The sequence below is a fragment of the Microbacterium suwonense genome, assembly GCF_030296555.1.
GTDB lineage: Bacteria > Actinomycetota > Actinomycetes > Actinomycetales > Microbacteriaceae > Microbacterium > Microbacterium suwonense.
Map to the genome: position 1 here is coordinate 2,079,938 of NZ_AP027728.1, position 19,376 is coordinate 2,099,313.

Below are 19,376 nucleotides of genomic sequence, written 5' to 3' on the forward strand. Positions count from 1 at the left end.
CTACATCGCGAGGGTTTTGCTTTGGGCTGGTTCCTGGGGCGCTCCCCCGGGCTGTTCCGACCAGTCCTTGAGCATCCGCTGCTCCGGGGCGAAGCGAGACGGAACGTGCCGCGCATGGGGCTTGTGCCGGTCTTGTGCCGGTACGAGGCGGCAGCGGAGCACGTCGTCACCCCGGAATAAGCAGCTAACCACGAGCCGGATAAGCACTTATTCGGGGGAACATAGTGGTAGGGCGGGCAGTAGCCCTCGGAGCCTGGCAGTCTTCCGGACGGTATGACGAGCCAGGCTCACGTATTTCTACAGCCGGGTTACGCGCGCCTCCACGCGGCGGATCCAGTCCCCTCCGCTCGAGTAGCACCAGGCCACAGCGTCGCTCACCCAGAGCAGTGGATGCTCGTGAGGCGCTGCGTGCTCATAACGGAAGCCAGCGGATCCCTCGCGCCGCAGAATTCCAGCGATCAGCCGACGGTCGGCCTGCTCCACGGACTCGTCCCGTTCAATGATCAGTTGGCCGATGCCGTCGCGAGCAGCTTCCACGATTAGAGCACTAAATGACAGCGGGCGGGCCTCCTTGTCCGACCGCTGCTTCACGATCCAGACGCATCGGCGACTGGTTCCCCGGCGCGACCGGGCTAGTGGTACCGCACCGACGCACGACTCGCCTCCCCAGCATTCAGCTACGGGTGCGCATACTCGACGCGGCCGATGTGACGTACATCGACGGGCTGCCGACCATGACAGTCGAGCGAGCGATCGCGGACCTAGTCGAGGCTCGCGAGGATCCATCGCTGGTCGCTGACGCGCTGTGGCACGCTGTGCAGAACGGAACACTCCTTGCGCCACATAGGCTGACTCAGTTGCTCGATCCGCTCGCTCGGCGGAACGGTGAAGTGACCGGCGCCGAGCTTGGCGAGCGAATGATGCTCGCTGCTGGCCTCGACGATGCGTGGATCACTCGACTTCGATGACAGCCGATGGCCGACGTTGGCTCGATGCGAGACCATGGCTCGGGTAGTGGTTTACCGAATCGAGGTTTCTGGGGCGCTCCAGAGCTAGTGCCGGTCTTGTGCCGAAACGAAGCGGCAGCGATACACACCGGCGTTCCGAAACAAGCAACTCAATGACAAGCCCGGATAAGCGCCTGTTCACGCACCCATACACGGCGTAGGATCGGTGTATGAGTAACTCAATTACTCATACACCGAGTGGTGATCGTGTATGAGTAACGCCACCCCGCGATGGCCGGCTCTGGAGTGGGAGAGCCGATCCTGGCAACCTACTGCCGGCTTCGGCCGCGGTCGGTACAAGGCGTCTGTGCCACCGCTCATCGCCGCACGGTCACCGTTGCCCTCACCAGAGGCAGCGGAGGCCGCGACCACCGCTGCCAACGCACTGAGTCGGTTCGATGCAGAGCTTGGTCATCGCGTCGCTGCTTTCGCTCCTGTGCTTCTCCGATCCGAGGCCGCGTCGTCGTCCCAGATAGAGAACCTGACCGCCAGCGCTCGCGCGATCTTCAGCGCAGAACTCGGCGCCAAGGGCAGTCGCAATGCCGAGTTGATCGCCTCCAACACACAATCGCTGCACGCCGCCCTCGACCTGAGCACGGCCATCTCCGATGATGCCATCCGGGAGATGCACCGCATCCTGATGGCAGCTCAGCCCCGCCACACACCCGGAGAATGGCGTGACCAGGCGGTGTGGATCGGCACCCGAACAGACAGTCCGATCGGTGCAGAGTTCGTGGCTCCCGATCATTCCCGTATTCCGACTCTCATCTCGGATCTTGTCGCCTTTGCGCGGCGCCAGGACCTTGCACCACTGATCGCTGTTGCTGTGGCTCATGCCCAGTTCGAAACGATCCACCCATTCAGCGATGGCAACGGACGCACCGGTCGCGCGCTCGCACAGGCGATGCTGCGCCATCGCGGAGTGACACAGAACGTGGCCGTGCCGGTCTCAGCAGGGCTGCTGGCGGATGTCGAGGGCTACCACCGAGCGCTCACCGACTACCGCGAGGGAGACGTCTCCCCTGTTGTGCTGGCCTTCGCGAATGCCTCGATCAGGGCCGTGTCGAACGCGAGACAACTCATCACCGACATCGATGAGATCCAACAGTCATGGGAGGCTCGACTCACTGCACGTCGCTCCAGCAACGCATGGAAGCTTCTCAATATCATCGCCCGCCGCCCTGTGCTCGATGCCGTCACGGCGGCTGAAGAACTGGGCATCCAGCGTCCGAACGCCTACCCACCGCTGCAGGCGCTGGTCGATGCGGGCATCCTGACAGCAAAAACGGAACACAACCTCGGGCCATTCTGGCTGAGCACCGAGATCCTCGGTGCAATCGACGCGTTCGCTGCTCGCGCCGGGCGGCGCGAGCAGCCTCGGTAAGACCATGAGAGCCGTGAGGGGCTTCTGTGTTCATTCAGTCTGCGACGATCGACACCACCGCCTGCAATGCAGCATCCAGGCCTCAGACCTGAGCCGCTGCCCATCGGCCGCATAAGCGCTTATCGGGCTAACACAACGTTACAAGCCCGGAGTTTCCCGTCGCAGAGACGACAGACGCCGGGGTATCGGAGACGCATGCGCTTCTCGTCTGCAGTGGGCCGCTCGGTCGTCAGCGCAGAAATCTATCAGCGAGCAAGGCCAACCGGCGCAGTACCGAAATCGAGTGCGCTCCGCCGATGTACGCGACAGCGCCCCGCGCCCACCACCTGTGGACCGGGGCGCTGAGCCGACCGAACGTCAGCTGGTCGGGTCGAGTTCTTGGTGCTCGACGATCCACTTCTGCAGGCGCGGGTAGACCCAGAAGCCATAGATGCCGATCGTTATCACGCACAGCAGGAACCATTTGATCCACATCCCGAAGAGCCGAGGTGCCGTGCCCGTGAAGCGCAGGCGCTGCCCGTTGATCCAGGTGTGCTTGGTCTTCCACCGGTATGTCATCACGACCGCCCACGGGTAGCAGATGCCAAGCGTGATGAGAGTGATCAGGAAGCCGCCGATGCCGATACCGAGCCAGCCTGCGGCACCGCCGGTGAAGCCGAACTGCAGGTGCGGCAGGCGCGGCGTGCCGGGAACGACGTTCGCGGTGCTGTTGGTGTCACTCATGTATTTCCTTTCGTCCTGCGGTGCGCAGGGAGGAACGGTTCGCCAGGTGGCGAGCCGGGTCGGGTGATGATCGAGGTACGGGAGCGGCATGAGCGGAACGAGCGCCGCGACGATCGAACGCCACGCGATGTCCCGACTGCGCCAGGAAACTCTCTGCACCCCTCACGAATCTATGCCGTATGCCATTCCGCTGTGAGCAGATCGGCGCCGTCTGCCACTCGCATGGCCGTAGCGTCGTGGGAGGCAGGGGAACGAGCCAGAGAAGGAAGTCTCAATGGAACTGATTTTCGTCCACGGTGCACTGGTGCGTGACGGCCAGTGGTGGTGGCAGCCGACGGCCGATCTCCTTCAGGAGCGGACGGGCATCCGCAGCCGGGCCGTCGCTCTGCCGTCCTGCGGCGAGGTCTCACCCGATCAGATCGCGGGTGGCCTGGCTGCGGATGCAGCGGCTCTTCGCACCGAGCTCGACGATGTCGACTCCGCGATCGTCGTCGGCCACTCCTACGGCGGCACGGTCATCGCCGAAGCCGGCCGGCATCCTGCAGTGGCGCACCTGCTGTATGCGTCGTCCTACCTTCCGGATACCGGACAGTCGCAGGGCATGATCATGAGCGGTGAGAGCGACCCGGTCTCGATCGGTGACAACGGAGACGGCACACTGAGGCTGTCCGGGTATGACCGTGCCTCGTTCGGATCACGGTTCCTTCAGGATGCAGACGCTGCATCTCAGCAAGAGGCGTGGGAACGTGTGACCGCCCAGGCCGCCACGGCGTTCCTGACTCCCACCACTGCCGCCGGCTGGCAGGGTGTCGATTCGACATATCTGGTCTGCACGCAGGATCTCAGCACATCGGTCGAGCTGCAGCGCTTCCACGCGGCCCGGGCAACCCGCTGGGTCGACCTGCCGACCGGGCATCACCCGTTCATCACCCGTCCCGACCTGGTCACCGCGCAGATTCAGGCTCTGCTGGAGCAGAGCTGAGGACAGGTGTCGCGCCGCACGATTCCCCGAGCATCGTGCATCGGCGCCTTCGTGGCACACTGACGTCATGCCGCAGCATCCGCCTCCCGCCATTCAGAACGCCTCCGACCCCCGCCAGACGCGGCGCCTGCCCGAGACGCTGAACGAGTTCCAGCAGGCCGAGGGGCATCCCCAGTTCCGGGTGGACGTCGAGCGCATCCGGTTCTCGCCGTACTACTCGCGGCTGTCGGCCGTGACCCAGGTGATCTCGCAGGCCGGCGCCGGCCTCGCCGTGCACAACCGCCTGACCCACTCCATCAAGGTCGCCGCAGTCGCCCGGGCGATTGCGACGCACCTGTCGACGCAGACCGACGAGCGCGGTGCCATCGTCGACGAGCTGGGCGGTGCGCATCCGGTCGTCGTGCAGGCGGCCGCCGCCGCGCACGACCTCGGGCATCCGCCGTTCGGGCACCTCGGCGAGCAGGCACTGGATCGACTGGCGCGCACGCGGTTCGGGCTCGGCGAGGGCTTCGAGGGCAATGCGCAGACCTATCGCATCCTCACCCGCCTCGATGAGCACGACCGTCCGGGTGTCGGCCTGAACCTCACCGCAGCCGTGCGCGCGGCGGTGCTGAAGTACCCGTGGCGGCGCGGCGAGGGCGGGCCCCGGCGCGGCGGGGCGAGCAAGTTCAACTACTACGCGATCGACGAGCCGGATGCGCAGCGGGCGCTCTCCGCATATCCCCTGATCGCGCGGGGGCAGCAGACCGTCGAGTGCTCGATCATGGACATCTCCGACGACATCGCCTACTCCCTGCATGACCTCGACGACTTCTACCGTGCCGGTCTGCTGAACCCCGCGACGCTGTCCGCCGAGTTCAAGTCGTGGCATCGAGAGCTGGCTCGGCTTCGGGCATCCGATGCCGAAGCCCTGGCCGCTGACACCCGCACGCCGGGGCACTCACTGGAGCTGCTGTGGCGTCGGTTGCAGGAGAAGGATGCCTGGATCGCCGATCCTGACGCATTCGGCGAGGCGGTTGCCAAGGTCGCCTCCGAGGTCATCGATGGACTGGTGGCAGAGCCGTTCGACGGCTCCCTGGCCAGCGAGCGCGCGCTGGCCCGGTTCACGACCGGGTGGATCGCGCGCCTGCAGTCGTCCGTGGAGGTGCACCGGCATCCGGATGCCAGGAGCGGACACGTCAGCCTGAACCGCCAAGCCTGGCACGAGGTCGCGGTGCTGAAGTTCCTGCACGAGCGGTTCATCCTGGAGCGCCCCGACCTCACCGTCTACCAGCGCGGCCAGGCCAGCGTGCTCGAGCGGCTCGTCGACGGCTTCACCGCCTGGCTCGACGACCCCAGCGACGCTCGCCGCGCCCCGCGTCGCCTGATCGACCTGGTCGAGCTCGCCACCGACGACTACCATCGCCTGCGCCAGCACTCTCCCGAGCTCGTCGCACAGCGCACGGATGCCGACCTCGACGCTCTCGCGCGCGGCCGCGGCATCATCGACTACGTCGCATCGCTCACCGACGCCCAGGCGATCTCGCTCGACGCCCTGCTCGCCGGTCGCACGGAGCGCTTATGGGACGCCGGCCAAGGGCTGTGACCCTCGCCTCATGCCGCTGTAGGACCCGCGAGACTTCCTCTCCAGCACGAAACAGCACGCACGGCGACGGGTCTCGTGCTGGAAGCAAAGTCTCGCGGGCCGACGCAGGGTCAACCACGTCTCGCACCGCACTCGGCACGCGGGGCATCAGACGACGTCGCCGTCGCCCCGCTCGCGCAATATGATGAGGTCAGCTGCCGGGGGATGGCTGCTCGGACATCCCCCGAATGTCCGATGACTGGACCGCGCGCGGACGCGCGCGTATGAGGGCCCGGTGACCCGCCCGGCTATACCCCGGACGAGCCGCCGCGCAGATTGGCAGTTGCGTGATGACGACCACCCCCGCAGGCTGGTACCCCGACCCGTCGACCCCGGGTCAGCACCGCTGGTGGAACGGCACCGCGTGGACTGCTCAGGTGCGGGCCATAACGACACCCACTGCTCTGCTTCCCCCACCGCAGCCACAGGTCGCCCCAGGCAAGTCACGCCGACGTCTGCCGATCTGGGCATGGGTGCTCATCTGCCTCGTGGGCGCTCTGCTCACGCTGATCCTCTCCCCGTCCTCGCGCCGCTGTTCCTCGTCGTGCTCATCACCGGCATCGTCGCGATGGCGAAGAACACACCCACCTGGCTGAGGTTCCGTAGCCGCAAGGTGGCGACCGCGGTCACGGCGATCTCGGCTGTCGCGTTCATGGTCACCGGAACCATCAGCGCGAACGTCTTCGGGCAGGGCGCGGATCATCTTCCGTCCGCGGCCCCGGCGGTGACCGAGTCCACCACGCCTGCACCCGAACCCACGATCCCTGCGGATCAAGATGCGGATGCAGATGCGGATGCAGATGCGGATGCAGATGATGAGCTCGTAGCCTTCACCGGACTTGCCTCCACCGTGGGCGACAGCGCGGCGACGTCCGACCTCGCCGCGCTGGACGTGCTGGAGACCATCCCCGTGAAGGGGCGTGCCGCGAAGACCGGGTACGACCGGTCTGAATTCGGCCAGCGCTGGCTGGATGTGGACCGCAACGGCTGCGACACCCGCAACGATATCCTCGGCGCTCAACTGTCCGACGTTGTGCGGTTGGGATCGTGCAGGGTGTTGACCGGAACGCTGGATGACCCATACACCGGAGCCGTCGTCGGCTTCGTGCGCGGACAGGGCACCTCTGAGCTCGTGCAGATCGACCACGTCGTGGCGCTCAGCGACGCATGGCAGAAGGGCGCACGGCTGCTCACGGCGGATCAGCGCGCCACCTTCGCCAACGACCCGCTCAACCTTCTCGCCGTGGACGGATCGGCAAACGCTCAGAAGCGCGACGGGGACGCAGCCACCTGGCTTCCGAAGAACACATCATTCCGGTGCGAGTACGTCGCTCGCCAGGTCGCGGTCAAGGCGACGTACGGATTGTGGGTGACCCAGGCCGAGCACGACGCCATCCGACGCATCCTCACCACGTGCCCGACCGAGCCGACGCCGACTTCCGCCTTCGCGACCATCGTGGCACCCGTCACTCCGCTTCCCGTCGAGCAGACTCCGACGCCGGTCAGGACCTCGTCTGCTCCGGTGCCGTTCGCTCCGGCTCCCGCTCCGGTCGCCCCTGCTAAACCGGCCCCGGTCGCTCCCAAGCCCGCACCCGTCGCTCCCAAGCCCGCACCGGTCGCACCCAAGCCTGCCAAACCGGCCCCCGTAGCTCCCAAGCCACCGGTCGACGTCACCTATCGCAACTGCACCGATGCCCGCGCACACGGAGCCGCGCCCATCTACAAGGGCGAACCCGGGTACAGCCGAAAGCTCGACCGCGACGGAGACGGCATCGCATGCGAATGAGTCGCGAGACCGCACGATAGAACCTGCGAGACTTCCTCTCCAGCACGAAACAGCACGCACGGTGACGGGTCTCATGCTGGAAGGGAAGTCTCGCGCCGGAAGGGAAGTCTCGCGCCGGAAACAAAGTCTCGCGCCGGAAACGAAGTCTCGCGCCGGAGGCGAAGTCTCGCGGAGGGCGAAGCGACAGACCGCCTACGCTCTACAGCTCGCCGGGCCGCATCGCCTCGGCGTCGATGGCCCGCATGACGCGCAGCGCGGCGGTGTCGGTGGGCGGCTCGCCCTCGGCATCCGTCGCTCGGCGCCGCCGCGGCGCGTAGACGACCAGCGCGTGGAACAGGAACCGCGCGAAGAAGGCGACCACCAGCGAGATCGCCGTGGCCAGCACGGCGGACAGGCGCCAGGTCTCGACCATCAGCGCCATCACCGGGATGCGCAGCGCCGCCTCGATGCTGTTGAAGGAGACGGATGCCGCGAAGCGCACCCACAAGCGTGAGGCGTCCTGTCGTTCGTCGCGGAAGACGAACAGCTCCTGCAGCACGAAGTTTCCCACGATCGTCACCGCGGCGCCGATGATCGCCGCCAGCACGTAGTCCATGCCCAGGTGCGTGAGCAGCCACATGATGCCGATGTTCGCCACAGCACCGATGCCGCCGATCATCGCGAACAGCCCCATCTTCCCGAATCGCAGCCGTGCGAGGTGCGCGAGGAAAGTGGCGCCCTGGCGCAGACTCGCCTTCGACACGCCGTTCCGCCGCTCGGCGAACTCCAGCGGCACCTCGGCGATGCGCAGCTCACGTCGTTCACCGCCGCGCACCAGGATTTCGAGCAGGATCTTGAAGCCCTCGGGGCGCAGCGTGTCCAGGTCCAGGCGCGACCGGTCCACCAGGAAGAACCCGGTCATCGGGTCGGTGCTGCGCCAGAGCCTGCGCAGGAACATCGCCTTGGTCACTGCGGTCGCGGCCTTCGACACGCCCAGGCGCACGGCCGTCCCCAGGCCCGCCGAATCTCCGCCGCCGATGTAGCGGGAGGCGGCGACGACATCGGCATCCCCCGTTCGTACCGTGCGATCATCGTCGGGAGCAGCTCGGGCGGATGCTGCAGATCGCCGTCCATGACGACGCAGACGTCGTGCGCGGCCTCGGCGAGCCCGACCACGACGGCCCCGCCCAGACCCGCCGTGTTGTGCTCGCGGTGGATGCCGCGGATGGGGACCGGAGCGGATGCCGAGACCCGCGCGATCTCGGCCATGGTGTCGTCGGAACTGTCGTCGACGAAGAGGATCTCGGCTTCACGTCCGGCCAGCGCGGCCGCTGTGCGCGAGACGAGTTCGGCGACGTTGTCACGCTCGTTGAACGTCGGCACGATCACCGTGACGGAGGCGCTCATCTGGCAACCTCCCCCGGAACGATGCGACGCGAGTTCAATCGTGCCATCTTTCGCTGTGCGCCGAGTCCACCCCACAGCGCCCTGCGCGACCTATTTCTTGGCACGGGCCAGGCAACAAGGTCGACGACGATGACGAGGAATTCATGACTCTGCTCAGACAACCGGCGAACTGGTGGCGTGAGAACCGCCTCGCGCTGCTCGCGAGCATCACCGCGATGTTCATCCTGCTGTTCACGATCGGCGGCGCCGTCGGCATCGCGAACGCCGCCACGAAACCGGCCGCAGCCGACGACGGCGTGAAGGGACAGACCTTCACGATCGCCACCGACACCACGTGGGCGCCGTTCGAGTTCCAGCGCGACGGCGAGCTGCGCGGCATCGACATCGACCTCATCCACGCGGTCGCGGAAGACCAGGGCTTCGACGTCAAGATCGACGTGCTCGGCTTCGACGGCGCACTGGCAGCAGTGACCGCCGGTCAGGCGGATGCCGTGATGGCGGGTATGTCGATCACCAAGGAGCGCCAGAAGACGTTCGACTTCTCCAACCCGTACTTCGACTCCGGCATCCAGATGGCCATCGCCTCGGACGACACGTCCATCACCGGCTACGAGGATCTCGAGGAAAGTCCGTCTCGGCCAAGACCGGCACTGAGGGCTACTCCTTCGCCGAGAACCTCGGCAAGGAGTTCGGCTTCACGGTCACCGGCTTCCAGGACGCCGCCGACGCGTACAACGACGTGACCACAGGCAACTCCGCGGCGGTCTTCGACGACTACCCGATCCTCGCCTACGGCATCGCCACGGGCAACGTCGCACTGAAGACGGTCACCGAACAGGAGAAGGCCTCCAGCTACGGCATGGCCGTCAAGAAGGGCGACAACGAGGCGCTGCGCAAGGCGTTCAACGAGGGCTTGAAGAACGTCATCGAGAACGGCACCTACCAGGAGATCCTCGACGACTACCTCGGCGACAACGCCCCGATGCGACGGGCATCGGCGGCGGCAAGGCGGCGCTGGGCAACGAGACCCTCGACCCCGGCGAGCCCGGCGACCTGCCGAAGAACCCCGCCTTCACGACAGACGTCGAGAAGACCAACGGTTCCTTCACCATCGCCACCGACACGACCTTCGCGCCGTTCATCTACCAGCAGGGCGGCAAGAACATCGGCATCGACATGGACCTGCTGCGGGCCATCGCCGCCAATCAGGGCTTCGAGGTGGACATCAAACCGCTCGGCTTCGACGCGGCGCTGGCCGCCGTCACCGCCGGACAGGCCGATGGTGTGATCGCCGGCATGAGCATCACCGACGAGCGCAAGAAGGTGTTCGACTTCTCGGACCCCTACTACCAGTCGGGCGTGCAGATGGCCGTCGCCAAGGACAGCGACATCACCTCGTACCAGGATCTCAAGGGCCAGAACGTCGCCGTCAAGACCGGTACCGTCGGCTACGACTTCGCCAAGCAGCTCGGCGAAGAGATCGGGTTCACGATCAACGCCTTCCAGGACTCGGCCGACATGTACAACGACGTCGCCACCGGCAACTCGGCGGCCACCTTCGAGGATGCACCGGTGCTGCAGTTCGGCATCGCCTCGGGCAACGTGCCGCTGAAGGTCGTCACCGACCCCGAGCCCGGCGCCGACTACGGCTTCGCCGTGCTGAAGGGGCACAACGCCGAGCTGCTGCAGATGTTCAACGATGGGCTGAAGAACGCCAAGGACACCGGCGCCTACCAGCAGATCATCGACCGCTACCTGGCCATCGATGACACCGCACCGGTCGACAACTCGTTCTGGACATTGGTGAAGACCTCGATCGGGCCGCTCTCGCAGGGTCTCGTCCTGACGCTGCTGGCCACGGCGCTCGCGATCCTGTTCGCCATGATCCTCGGCATCGTGTTCGGCATCCTGAAGCTGTCGACGAACCCGTTCCTGCGCTTCCTCGCGAGCGCGTACGTGAACATCTTCCGCGGAACCCCGGTGCTGGTGCAGGCGTTCTTCTTCTACTTCGGCGTGCCGGCCGTCACAGGGCAGCCGCTGGACGCGCTCACCGCCGGTGTGATCACGCTGTCGCTGAACGCCGGTGCGTACATCACCGAGATCGTCCGAGGCGGTGTCCAGTCGGTCGACCCGGGTCAGATGGAGGCCTCGCGCTCGCTGGGTCTGGGCTGGGCTCCGTCGATGCGCCGGGTCGTGATGCCGCAGGCGTTCAAGATCATGACGCCCAACCTCATCAACCAGTTCATCATCACGCTGAAGGACACCTCGCTGCTGTCGGTGCTCGGCTTCGCCGAGCTGACCTACCAGGGCCGCATCGTGATCGCATCGACGTTCCGCTCGTTCGAGATCTGGATCGTGGTCGGCGTGATGTACTTCATCGTGATCTGGCTGCTCACGGTGCTCTCCAACTGGGTCGACCGGAAGTTCAACAAGTAGGGGATGACCATGACGAACAGTGAACCGACCTACACCCGCCCGGTCACCACGACAGGGAACCCGATCGAGGTGCGCGACCTGCACAAGTCGTTCGGCAAGAACGAGGTGCTCGCCGGCATCGACCTGACCGTCACCAACGGCGAGGTCGTCGCAGTGATCGGGCCGTCCGGCTCGGGCAAGTCCACACTGCTGCGGTGCCTGAACCGACTGGAGGAGGTGACCAGCGGCGAGGTGCTCATCCTCGGCGAGAACATCGCCACCGCGAAGGGGAAGACGCTCGACACGGTGCGCCAGCGCGTGGGCATGGTGTTCCAGCACTTCAACCTGTTCCCGCACATGACCGCGCTGGAGAACATCGCGCTCGCCCCGCTCGAGCTGAAGATGCTCAACCGGACCGAGGCGCGGGGGCGCGCCATGGAGCTGCTCACCCGGGTGGGCCTGGCAGACAAGGCGGATGCCAGGCCGGCATCCCTCTCGGGTGGTCAGAAGCAGCGTGTGGCGATCGCCCGCGCGCTGGCGATGAGCCCCGGGATCATGCTGTTCGACGAGGCGACCAGCGCCCTCGACCCCGAGATGGTGGGCGAGGTGCTGCAGGTGATCCGGGACCTGGCGGCCTCCGGCATGACGATGGTGCTGGTCACGCACGAGATGGGCTTCGCCCGAGAGGTCGCCGACCGCGTCGTGTTCATGGCCGACGGCAAGGTCGTGGAGTCCGGTGCGCCGGCCGACATCTTCGACCACCCGCAGGAGGAGCGCACGCAGGACTTCCTCTCGAAGGTGCTCTGAGCGCAGTCTCGGATCGGATGCCGGGGTGAATCCCGGCACCCGATCCGGCCTTACCCTGGATGTATGACCTCTCCTGCATCCGACACCATCACCATGTTCGGCGCCGCGTGGTGCGGCGACTGCCGCCGCACCAAGAAGCAGCTCGACGAACTCGGAATCGAGTACACCTACATCGATCTCGTCGCCGAGCCCGCCGCCGCCGACGTGGCGAAGGAGATCTCGGGACGCACGAACATCCCCGTGGTCGTCTACCCCGACGCCAGCCACCACGTCGAGCCGTCGAACGCCGACGTCGAGGCCAAGCTGCGCGAGCTGTCGCTGATCTGACGCCTCGCCCTGGAACCGGGTATCACGGCGTCATAGGCTGGGTGTCACCCTGAAGGAGACGATGATGACTCAGCCCACCACCGCGACGACGGATGCCGGACTCGACGACCTCGAACGCAGCGCACTCGATGCGGACATCTCGGTGCTGCAGCAGGGTGCGCTCAGCTGGGCGAACCTGACCGTCACCCAACGGCTGACCCTGCTGCGAGCGCTGCGGACGAGCGTGACCGCCACCATCGATGACTGGGCGAACACCGCCGCAGATTCCAAGCGGCTCCGCGCGGGGCACCCGCTGCGCGGGGAGGAGTGGCTGAGCGGCCCGTATTCGGTGCTCGGTGCGATCGACGCCTACGCCGACACGCTAGGCAGGCTCACCGAAGGGCGCAGTGCGCTCGACGGCGTGAACATCGGCCGGGCTCCCGGCGGGCGCACCCGGATCGACGCCTTCCCCCTCACCGGCATCGACAGGTTCCTGCTGTCCGGGTTCAGCGGAGAGGTGTGGCTGTCTCCGGGGATCACGCCGAACACGGCGCGAGCGGCCGCCGGTCTCGCGCAGCTGACGCCCTCGGCATCCGGTGGCGTCGGGCTGGTGCTGGGCGCCGGCAACATCACCTCGATCCCGGTGCTCGACGTGATGTACGAGCTGCTCGCGCACAACCGCGTGGTGTTGCTGAAGGTCAACCCCACGCAGGACGCACTGGTGCCGGTGTACGAGCGCGCACTGGCCCCGCTGATCGAACCGGGGTTCCTGCGCATCGTGCGCGGCGGTCCGGCGGTGGGCGCGCACCTGACCGCCCATCCCGACTTGGTGCACGTGCACATCACCGGCTCGGCCGCCACCTTCGACGCGATCGTGTGGGGCCCGTCGGGCACGGCATCCCAGGCGTCGGCGACCAGACGCCGGCGACGCGAGAACCGCCCGAAGCTGAAGAAGCCGATCACCGCCGAGCTCGGCGGCGTCTCACCCATCATCGTCGTGCCCGGCGAGTGGACGGATGCCGACCTGACCCATCAGGCCGAGCACATCGCGACGATGCGACTGCAGAACTGCGGGCACAACTGCATCGCCGGTCAGGTTGTGATCATGTCATCCGACTGGCCGCAGGCCGAGCAGTTCCGTGCGGCGCTGCGCCGCGCCTACGCGACTGCTCCCGAGCGCCCGATCTGGTACCCGGGGTCGCCGCAGAGGATGGCGCAGGCGGGCGAGGACTATCCTGACGCGCTGGTGCTCGCCGACCGCCTGCTGGTCGAGCTCGACGCGGGGCAGGATGCCACAGCGATCGAGAGCACCGAGTACTTCGCGCCCGTGCTGGGCGTGGTGCAGCTCCCGGGCACCGGGCAGGCGTTCCTGGATGCCGCCGTCGCGCATGCGAACGACGAGCTGCAGGGCACTCTCGGCGCGAACCTGCTCATCGATCCGGTGACGGAGCGCTCGCTGGGGACCGGGTTCGAGCGGGCCATCGCCGAGCTGCGCTATGGGTCGATCGCGATCAATGCGTGGACGGCGTTCGGTTTCATCATCCCGACCCTCACCTGGGGGCGTTCCCCGGCAACACGATCGACGAGGTCGGCAGCGGCATCGGCGTGGTGCACAACGCGCTGCTGCTGGACGGCGTGGAGCGCTCGGTGGTGCGCGGCCCGTTCCGGCCGTTCCCGCGGTCACTGCCGGTGTCCAACGGCGGCGGGCGGTTCACGATCCTGCCCAAGCCCCCGTGGTTCGTCTCCGCCCGCACCGGCGCCACGGTGAGCGAGGGCCTCACGCGCTTCCGCGCCCGCGGCGGCGTGATCGGCCTGATGAAGACCCTCCTGAAGGCGCTGCGCGCCTGACCCGCCCGTCTATTTGGCGCTCGTGCACGCGACACGCCGGTGCACGCGGGCATCCGCGCCATATAGACGGGTTCTGACGGGTCAGGCCTGCGCGAAGCGGTCGGTGGCGGCGCGCAGCGCACGGGCGATGCCCGGCTCGGATGCCGAGTGGCCGGCATCGTCGACGACCACCAGCTCTGCCTCGGGCCACGCGGTGTGCAGATCCCAGGCGGTCATCATCGGCGTGCACGCGTCATAGCGCCCCTGCACGATGACGGCGGGGATGTCGCGGATCACCCCGACGTTCGCGATCAGCTGGCCCTCGTCGAGCCAGCCGCGGTTGACGAAGTAGTGGTTCTCGATGCGCGCGAAAGCCGTGGCGTGCTCGGCTTCCGTCGCCTCGGCGACGAGCTCGGCATCCGGTCGCAGCGTGATCGTCGACACCTCCCACTTCGTCCATGCGACCGCGGCCGGCACGTGCACGGCGGGGTCGGGATCGAAGAGACGACGGTGGTAGGCCTCGATCATCCGGCCGCGCTCCAGCGGCGGGATCACCGCCTCATAGTCCGCCCACACGTCCGGGAACAGTGCCGCGGCCCCGCCCTCGTAGAACCACTCCAGCTCGTGACTGCGCAGGGTGAAGATGCCGCGCAGCACGAGTTCGCTGACGGCATCCGGATGCGATTGCGCGTACGCCAGTGCGAGCGCGCTGCCCCAGGATCCCCCGAAAACCTGCCAGGTCTGGATGCCGAGGTTCTTGCGCAGCAGCTCCATGTCGGCGACCAGGTGCCAGGTCGTGTTGAAGCGCAGGTCGGCATCCGGCTCGCTGGCGTGCGGGGTGCTGCGACCGCATCCGCGCTGGTCGAACAGCACGATCCGGTAGACCTCGGGATCGAAGAACCGCCGCTGCCAGGGCGACGTGCCGCCGCCGGGCCCGCCGTGCAGGAAGACGACGGGCTTGCCGTCGGGATTCCCGCTCTGCTCCCAGTGGATGCGGTTGCCGTCCCCGACGAGCAGATCACCCGTCTCGTACGGCTCTATAGGCGGATACAGTCCGTCAAGTTCCATGATCAACTCCCCCGAGTACCCGGTGGTCGGGCTCCTTCACCGTAACCCGAAAGCGGCACGTGCAGGTGCAGAACCGCCTGGCCTCAGCTGTACTCTCCTAGAGCTTCACGCCGGGGGCGAAGGTGTCGCAGACGCCCAGCCCGTTCTTGTAGCCATTCGCGAACCAGTACTTGCGCTGCTCGCTGGTGCCGTGCGTGAAGCTCTCCGGATTGACGAAGCCGGACTGCTCCTGAATGTGGTCGTCGCCGACGGTGTAGGCGGCGTTCACGGCATCCGCCAGCTGATCCTCGGTGTACGGCTGCAGGTATCGCACGCCGTTGTCGTCGGTGAGCTCAGTGGCATCACCCAGCCACGCGCCCGCGTAGCAGTCGGCCTGCAGCTCGGTGCGCACGCTGTTGCTCTCGGGACCGGTGCCGTTGTTCGGGTATCTGTCCATCACTCCGGTGAGGTTCTGGATGTGGTGGCCCCATTCGTGCCCGACGATGTACAGCTGCGCGAGCTCGCCGGCAGAAGCCCCGAACTGCTGCTGCATGAGCTGGAAGAAGGTCGGGTCGATGTACACACCCTGCTCGGGCGGGCAGTAGAAGGGCCCGACGGCGTTGGAGGCCGTGCCGCACTGCGTGGGCGTCTGCCCGTCGACGACGGTCATATTCGGCTTCACGTAGCCGTCGACGTGGTCGGCCCAGTAGTCGTTGAGCATGATTTCGGCACCGGCCATCCGGCAGTCGTCGCGGGTGTTGGCATCCGTGCCGGTCCTGCAGTCCGCAAGCGTGTCCTCGCCGGTCGCCGCCGGCTGGTCGCCGCCGCCCGGCACGCCCCCGACCAGCCCGGACAGATCGACGCCGAGCATCGGTCCGATGATGAGGGCGAGGATGGCGACCACTCCCACGCCGCCGCCGGCGATCACGGCGCCGCGGCCACGACGACGGGTGGTGTTGCCGGAGATGTCGGCGTTCGGATTGAAGGTCATGCAGAAAAGGTACCCCGCGGAGCGCGCGAGACCCTCATGACCGTCGACACCCCTCGTGAAATGCGCGATTCAGGAGGGGTTTCGACAACCAGGAGGGGTCTCGGCGACCGGCGGCGTCGTCTCGCACGGCGAGTACGGCGTACCTGATGGGCTCATCTCGTCGTTCCCGGTGCGCTGCGTCGACGGACACTGGCGCATCGTGGAGGGCCTGGAGACGGATGCCTGGGCCCGGGCGCGCATCGCCGCCTCGGTCGCCGAGCTGTCGGAGGAGCGAGCGGCGGTGCGGGCACTGGGGATGCTGTGAGCCGATCGGCACCGACTCGGGCAGAATGGAGGCGGAGGTGCCGCTCATGAGCGATGTGACGAATGCGAACGACCCCGGTCCGGATATCGCCATGACGAGCCCGCTGCACCTGCCGCACGCCGCCGCGTCGTGCCCGAAGTGTCTAGCCAACGCCGATCACGACTGGTGGTCGGCACGGCCCGAGGGCACCCGCCTGGTCGGTCTGGTCGTGTCGCGGGAGGGGATGCCGTCGGTCACCCAGCAGCGCGAGGACCTCACCCGGTTCGGCGTGCCGATCGAGGGCTTCCGGCATCCGGCCCCCGAGATCCTGGAGAGCTGGGGCGACCGACTGGCCCGCCTGATCGAGACGCTGCAGCGCGGCGACGTGCTGGTCGTGGCGAACGTCCACGCGCTGGGACGCGACCTGGACGAGGAGACCCGCACCGTCGCCGAACTGCGCCGCCGCGGGATCATGGTCAAGGTGCTCAGCCATGACGCCAGGCACCTGGCGGACACCGGTCGCTGACGGCCGGCGCCCGCCAGCGGCTTCATGCCGACTGCAGCACCTCGAGGAACGCCTTCATCCAGGTGCCGTTGTCGGGCCATGCCCGCGCGGTGACGAGGTTGCCGTCGACGACCGCACCGCCGTTCTCGAAGACACCGCCGGCGGTGGTGACATCCACCGCGAGCTCCGGGTATGCCGACGAGGTGCGACCTTCGAGCACTCCGGATGCCGCCAGGAGCAGCGGCCCGTGGCAGGTGGCTGCCACGGGCGCGTTCTTCTCGAAGAAGTGTCGCACGAGGCGCTGCGCGTCGGCATTGTTGCGCAGGTACTCCGGGGCGCGACCGCCGGGCACCACGACCGCGACGTAGTCGTCGGGGTCGACGTCGGCGAGTGCGACATCCGCGTCGCAGGTGTGCCCGGGCTTCTCGGTGTAGGTGTCGAATCCGTCGACGAAGTCGTGCACGACGAACTGCAGCTTCCGCTTCTCGGGCGCTCCGATGTGCACCTCGTACCCGGCCTCCTGCAGCCGGTGATACGGGTAGTACACCTCGAGGGTCTCGGCGGCGTCGCCGGTGATGATCAGGATCTTCTCGGCCATGATGGCTCCTCTCGTCCAGTCCCAGCATCCGCGGGATCGGATGCGGTTGCCAGCGTCGTTCTCACTCTGTGCGAATCGGTGCCGAAGCGCCCGTGCCGGCGCCGGATGGAACGGCCTACCATGAAGCATGGCCATCGTCGGCACGGAGGAAGCGGGACTGATCCGCTCGGCCGACCGTGCACTGCAGCTGCTGGATGCCGTCGGATCGTCACCCGACGGGCTGACGGCCGGGGAGCTCGCCGAACGGCTCGCGCTGTCCCACGCGACGATCTACCGGCTGCTGGGCACCCTTGCCGAGCGCGACTACCTGGTGCGCACCGAGGGCGCACGGTATATCCTCGGCCGGGCGGTCGACGATCTCGGGCGGGCGGTGCGCACGCAGCTGGTCGCCACCTCCGAGGTGCGCGGCATCCTCACCGGCATGCACAGCGCCGCTCGCGCGCCGGCATATCTGACGGTCTTCCGCGGCGACGACATCGCCGTGGCTCATGTCGCCGATTCCCCGCAGCATCCGCGCATCGGGCAGCTGCACGTGGGATTCACCGAGGCCGCTCACGTGACCGCGTTCGGCAAGATCATGCTCGCCGAACGCGATGACGCGGCATTGAGACGCTATCTGGAGCGTCACGGTGCGGCGCACGTCGGGCCGCGGTCGGTGACCAGCGAGGCCGGCCTGCGCGCACAGCTCGACGAGGTGCGCGCGCAGCAGGTGGCCGTGGAGGTCGACGAGTACATGCCGCACCTGGCCTGCATCGCCGCACCGGTGCGCTCCCGGTCCGGTCGCACCGTCGGGGCCGTGTCGCTGTCGACGAGCACCGACGACTTCACCACGCGCGCGCATGAGCTCGAGAAGATCGTGCGCCGGGGCGCCTGGCACGTCTCCAGCAGCATGCCGGCGTGAACCACCGGCGTGTGCCGTCGACGTGAGCTGCGGGCGATGCAGCCGTCGCCCGGCCCGACCTCCGCTCAGCCCGCATATGCGAATGCCGGCTGCCCTCCTGAGCGATCAGGATGACAGCCGGCATCGCGTTCACCGCGTCAGCGGTGCGCGACCCTCACCAGCGGTTGCGGTTGCGGGTCTCGTTGGCCTGTCCATCGGCCGAGTCCTGCGAGACCTGACGTCCGATGTCGTGCAGAAGCACCTTCATCTCGGTCAGCGCCTGGTTCCACTTGGCCTTCGCCTGGACGTAGGCTTCCGAAGCCTCACCGGTCCAGTCGGCCTGCAGCGGCTTGAGCGCGGTCTCCATCTCGCTGAGCTTGGTAGCGATGTTTCCGGCGCCCTTGACCAGGTCGCTTCCCGCCATGTCGACGGCGCCGAACTTCATCTTGTAGCCAGTACCCATGATGTATCTCCCTCCGGTCTCAGCCGAGACGGCCCATGAAATTGGTGTGCGAGTGGGCCGACGTGTCATCGGTCGCCGTGTAGGTCGACTGCGAATCACGCAGGTTCTGCTCGAACTGGTCGAGGGCGTTCGTGATACGACGCGACTTGTCCTGCCATGCCTGGAACGTCTGCTGGAAAGCCGTCGCCCCCGAGCCGGTCCACGCCGCCCCGATTCCGGACAGCTGGTTCTGAATCGTGTTCAGTTCGGTCACGATGTCGATCTTCGACTGATTGACGATGCTGGCGCCACGCTGAAGGGCACCATCCGCTGCAGAGACTTCTCCGCCCACGGTCACCTCCTGGGTCCTGAGGGCTTGTCCA

Annotated in this window: 19 protein-coding genes and 2 pseudogenes; 14 read left to right on the plus strand and 7 right to left on the minus strand. The window is 67.1% G+C overall.

The features are described 5' to 3' along the window. The first annotated feature begins 683 nt into the window (after nt 1-683). Nucleotides 684-968: a hypothetical protein gene (locus QUE33_RS10405; RefSeq protein ID WP_286299783.1), complete on the plus strand. Its 285-nt coding sequence runs from the start codon at nt 684-686 to the stop codon at nt 966-968. 346 nt (nt 969-1,314) lie between these two features. Next, the gene (locus tag QUE33_RS10410) at nt 1,315-2,391 is read left to right on the plus strand and encodes a Fic family protein (RefSeq protein ID WP_286299784.1); all 1,077 of its coding nucleotides are present in this window, start codon (nt 1,315-1,317) and stop codon (nt 2,389-2,391) included. A gap of 357 nt (nt 2,392-2,748) precedes the next feature. On the opposite strand, the gene QUE33_RS10415 is transcribed toward QUE33_RS10410, so the two are convergent. Then, complete coding sequence (locus tag QUE33_RS10415) at nt 2,749-3,114, minus strand: DUF898 family protein (protein ID WP_286299785.1); 366 nt, start codon at nt 3,112-3,114, stop codon at nt 2,749-2,751. Between the two features lie 274 nt (nt 3,115-3,388). Here QUE33_RS10415 and QUE33_RS10420 point away from each other — a divergent pair, with 274 nt between their 5' ends. The 4 genes from QUE33_RS10420 to QUE33_RS10430 all read left to right on the plus strand — a co-directional run bounded on the left by QUE33_RS10420 (nt 3,389) and on the right by QUE33_RS10430 (nt 7,506). Further along, on the plus strand, nt 3,389-4,096 hold the full coding sequence (locus QUE33_RS10420) for an alpha/beta hydrolase (RefSeq protein WP_286299786.1): 708 nt from the start codon (nt 3,389-3,391) through the stop codon (nt 4,094-4,096). A gap of 67 nt (nt 4,097-4,163) precedes the next feature. Continuing rightward, a complete protein-coding gene (locus QUE33_RS10425) occupies nt 4,164-5,681 on the plus strand; it encodes a deoxyguanosinetriphosphate triphosphohydrolase family protein (protein ID WP_286299788.1) in 1,518 nt (505 codons plus the stop codon). Between the two features lie 329 nt (nt 5,682-6,010). Further along, complete coding sequence (locus QUE33_RS16170; RefSeq protein WP_350226448.1) at nt 6,011-6,316, plus strand: DUF2510 domain-containing protein; 306 nt, start codon at nt 6,011-6,013, stop codon at nt 6,314-6,316. A gap of 56 nt (nt 6,317-6,372) precedes the next feature. Next, nucleotides 6,373-7,506 (plus strand): GmrSD restriction endonuclease domain-containing protein, encoded by a 1,134-nt coding sequence (locus QUE33_RS10430; RefSeq protein WP_434019627.1) that lies wholly within the window; start codon nt 6,373-6,375, stop codon nt 7,504-7,506. Nucleotides 7,507-7,705: 199 nt separating this feature from the next. On the opposite strand, the pseudogene QUE33_RS10435 reads toward QUE33_RS10430, so the two are convergent. Then, nucleotides 7,706-8,892: pseudogene (locus QUE33_RS10435) on the minus strand (glycosyltransferase). A 143-nt stretch (nt 8,893-9,035) separates the two neighbouring features. On the opposite strand from QUE33_RS10435, the gene QUE33_RS10440 reads away from it, so the two are divergent. The 5 genes from QUE33_RS10440 (at nt 9,036) to QUE33_RS10460 (ending at nt 14,188) form a co-directional block, all read left to right on the plus strand. Next, the gene (locus QUE33_RS10440) at nt 9,036-9,635 is read left to right on the plus strand and encodes a transporter substrate-binding domain-containing protein (RefSeq protein ID WP_434019596.1); all 600 of its coding nucleotides are present in this window, start codon (nt 9,036-9,038) and stop codon (nt 9,633-9,635) included. A 250-nt stretch (nt 9,636-9,885) separates the two neighbouring features. After that, the gene (locus tag QUE33_RS10445; protein WP_434019628.1) at nt 9,886-11,328 is read left to right on the plus strand and encodes an ABC transporter substrate-binding protein/permease; all 1,443 of its coding nucleotides are present in this window, start codon (nt 9,886-9,888) and stop codon (nt 11,326-11,328) included. Nucleotides 11,329-11,331: 3 nt separating this feature from the next. After that, nucleotides 11,332-12,114 (plus strand): amino acid ABC transporter ATP-binding protein, encoded by a 783-nt coding sequence (locus tag QUE33_RS10450; protein ID WP_286299792.1) that lies wholly within the window; start codon nt 11,332-11,334, stop codon nt 12,112-12,114. 63 nt (nt 12,115-12,177) lie between these two features. Beyond that, the gene (locus QUE33_RS10455; protein ID WP_286299794.1) at nt 12,178-12,441 is read left to right on the plus strand and encodes a glutaredoxin family protein; all 264 of its coding nucleotides are present in this window, start codon (nt 12,178-12,180) and stop codon (nt 12,439-12,441) included. A 61-nt stretch (nt 12,442-12,502) separates the two neighbouring features. Then, on the plus strand, nt 12,503-14,188 hold the full coding sequence (locus QUE33_RS10460) for an aldehyde dehydrogenase family protein (RefSeq protein WP_286299796.1): 1,686 nt from the start codon (nt 12,503-12,505) through the stop codon (nt 14,186-14,188). 161 nt (nt 14,189-14,349) lie between these two features. Here QUE33_RS10460 and pip read toward each other — a convergent pair whose 3' ends face one another. Both pip and ypfJ read right to left on the minus strand, forming a co-directional pair. Beyond that, nucleotides 14,350-15,315: a prolyl aminopeptidase gene (pip, locus tag QUE33_RS10465; protein ID WP_286299798.1), complete on the minus strand. Its 966-nt coding sequence runs from the start codon at nt 15,313-15,315 to the stop codon at nt 14,350-14,352. A gap of 97 nt (nt 15,316-15,412) precedes the next feature. Further along, a complete protein-coding gene (gene ypfJ, locus QUE33_RS10470; RefSeq protein ID WP_286299799.1) occupies nt 15,413-16,285 on the minus strand; it encodes a KPN_02809 family neutral zinc metallopeptidase in 873 nt (290 codons plus the stop codon). A gap of 109 nt (nt 16,286-16,394) precedes the next feature. Here ypfJ and QUE33_RS10475 point away from each other — a divergent pair. Together QUE33_RS10475 and QUE33_RS10480 are read left to right on the plus strand one after the other, a co-directional pair. Then, nucleotides 16,395-16,589 (plus strand): annotated as a pseudogene (locus tag QUE33_RS10475) (malate dehydrogenase); the annotation flags it as partial. Nucleotides 16,590-16,635: 46 nt separating this feature from the next. Next, nucleotides 16,636-17,094, plus strand: a complete 459-nt coding sequence (locus QUE33_RS10480) for a recombinase family protein (RefSeq protein WP_286299801.1) — start codon at nt 16,636-16,638, stop codon at nt 17,092-17,094. A 22-nt stretch (nt 17,095-17,116) separates the two neighbouring features. Here QUE33_RS10480 and QUE33_RS10485 read toward each other — a convergent pair whose 3' ends face one another. Next, nucleotides 17,117-17,671: a DJ-1/PfpI family protein gene (locus QUE33_RS10485; RefSeq protein WP_286299803.1), complete on the minus strand. Its 555-nt coding sequence runs from the start codon at nt 17,669-17,671 to the stop codon at nt 17,117-17,119. A 127-nt stretch (nt 17,672-17,798) separates the two neighbouring features. Between QUE33_RS10485 and QUE33_RS10490 the strand changes: the two genes are divergently transcribed. Further along, on the plus strand, nt 17,799-18,572 hold the full coding sequence (locus QUE33_RS10490; protein WP_286299805.1) for an IclR family transcriptional regulator: 774 nt from the start codon (nt 17,799-17,801) through the stop codon (nt 18,570-18,572). Nucleotides 18,573-18,726: 154 nt separating this feature from the next. Here the strand turns inward: QUE33_RS10490 and QUE33_RS10495 are convergent, their stop codons facing one another. Together QUE33_RS10495 and QUE33_RS10500 are read right to left on the minus strand one after the other, a co-directional pair. Then, the gene (locus QUE33_RS10495; protein WP_286299807.1) at nt 18,727-19,014 is read right to left on the minus strand and encodes a WXG100 family type VII secretion target; all 288 of its coding nucleotides are present in this window, start codon (nt 19,012-19,014) and stop codon (nt 18,727-18,729) included. A 19-nt stretch (nt 19,015-19,033) separates the two neighbouring features. Next, entirely contained in the window at nt 19,034-19,345 is a 312-nt protein-coding gene (locus QUE33_RS10500; protein ID WP_286299808.1) for a WXG100 family type VII secretion target, read from the minus strand. Nucleotides 19,346-19,376: the final 31 nt, after the last annotated feature.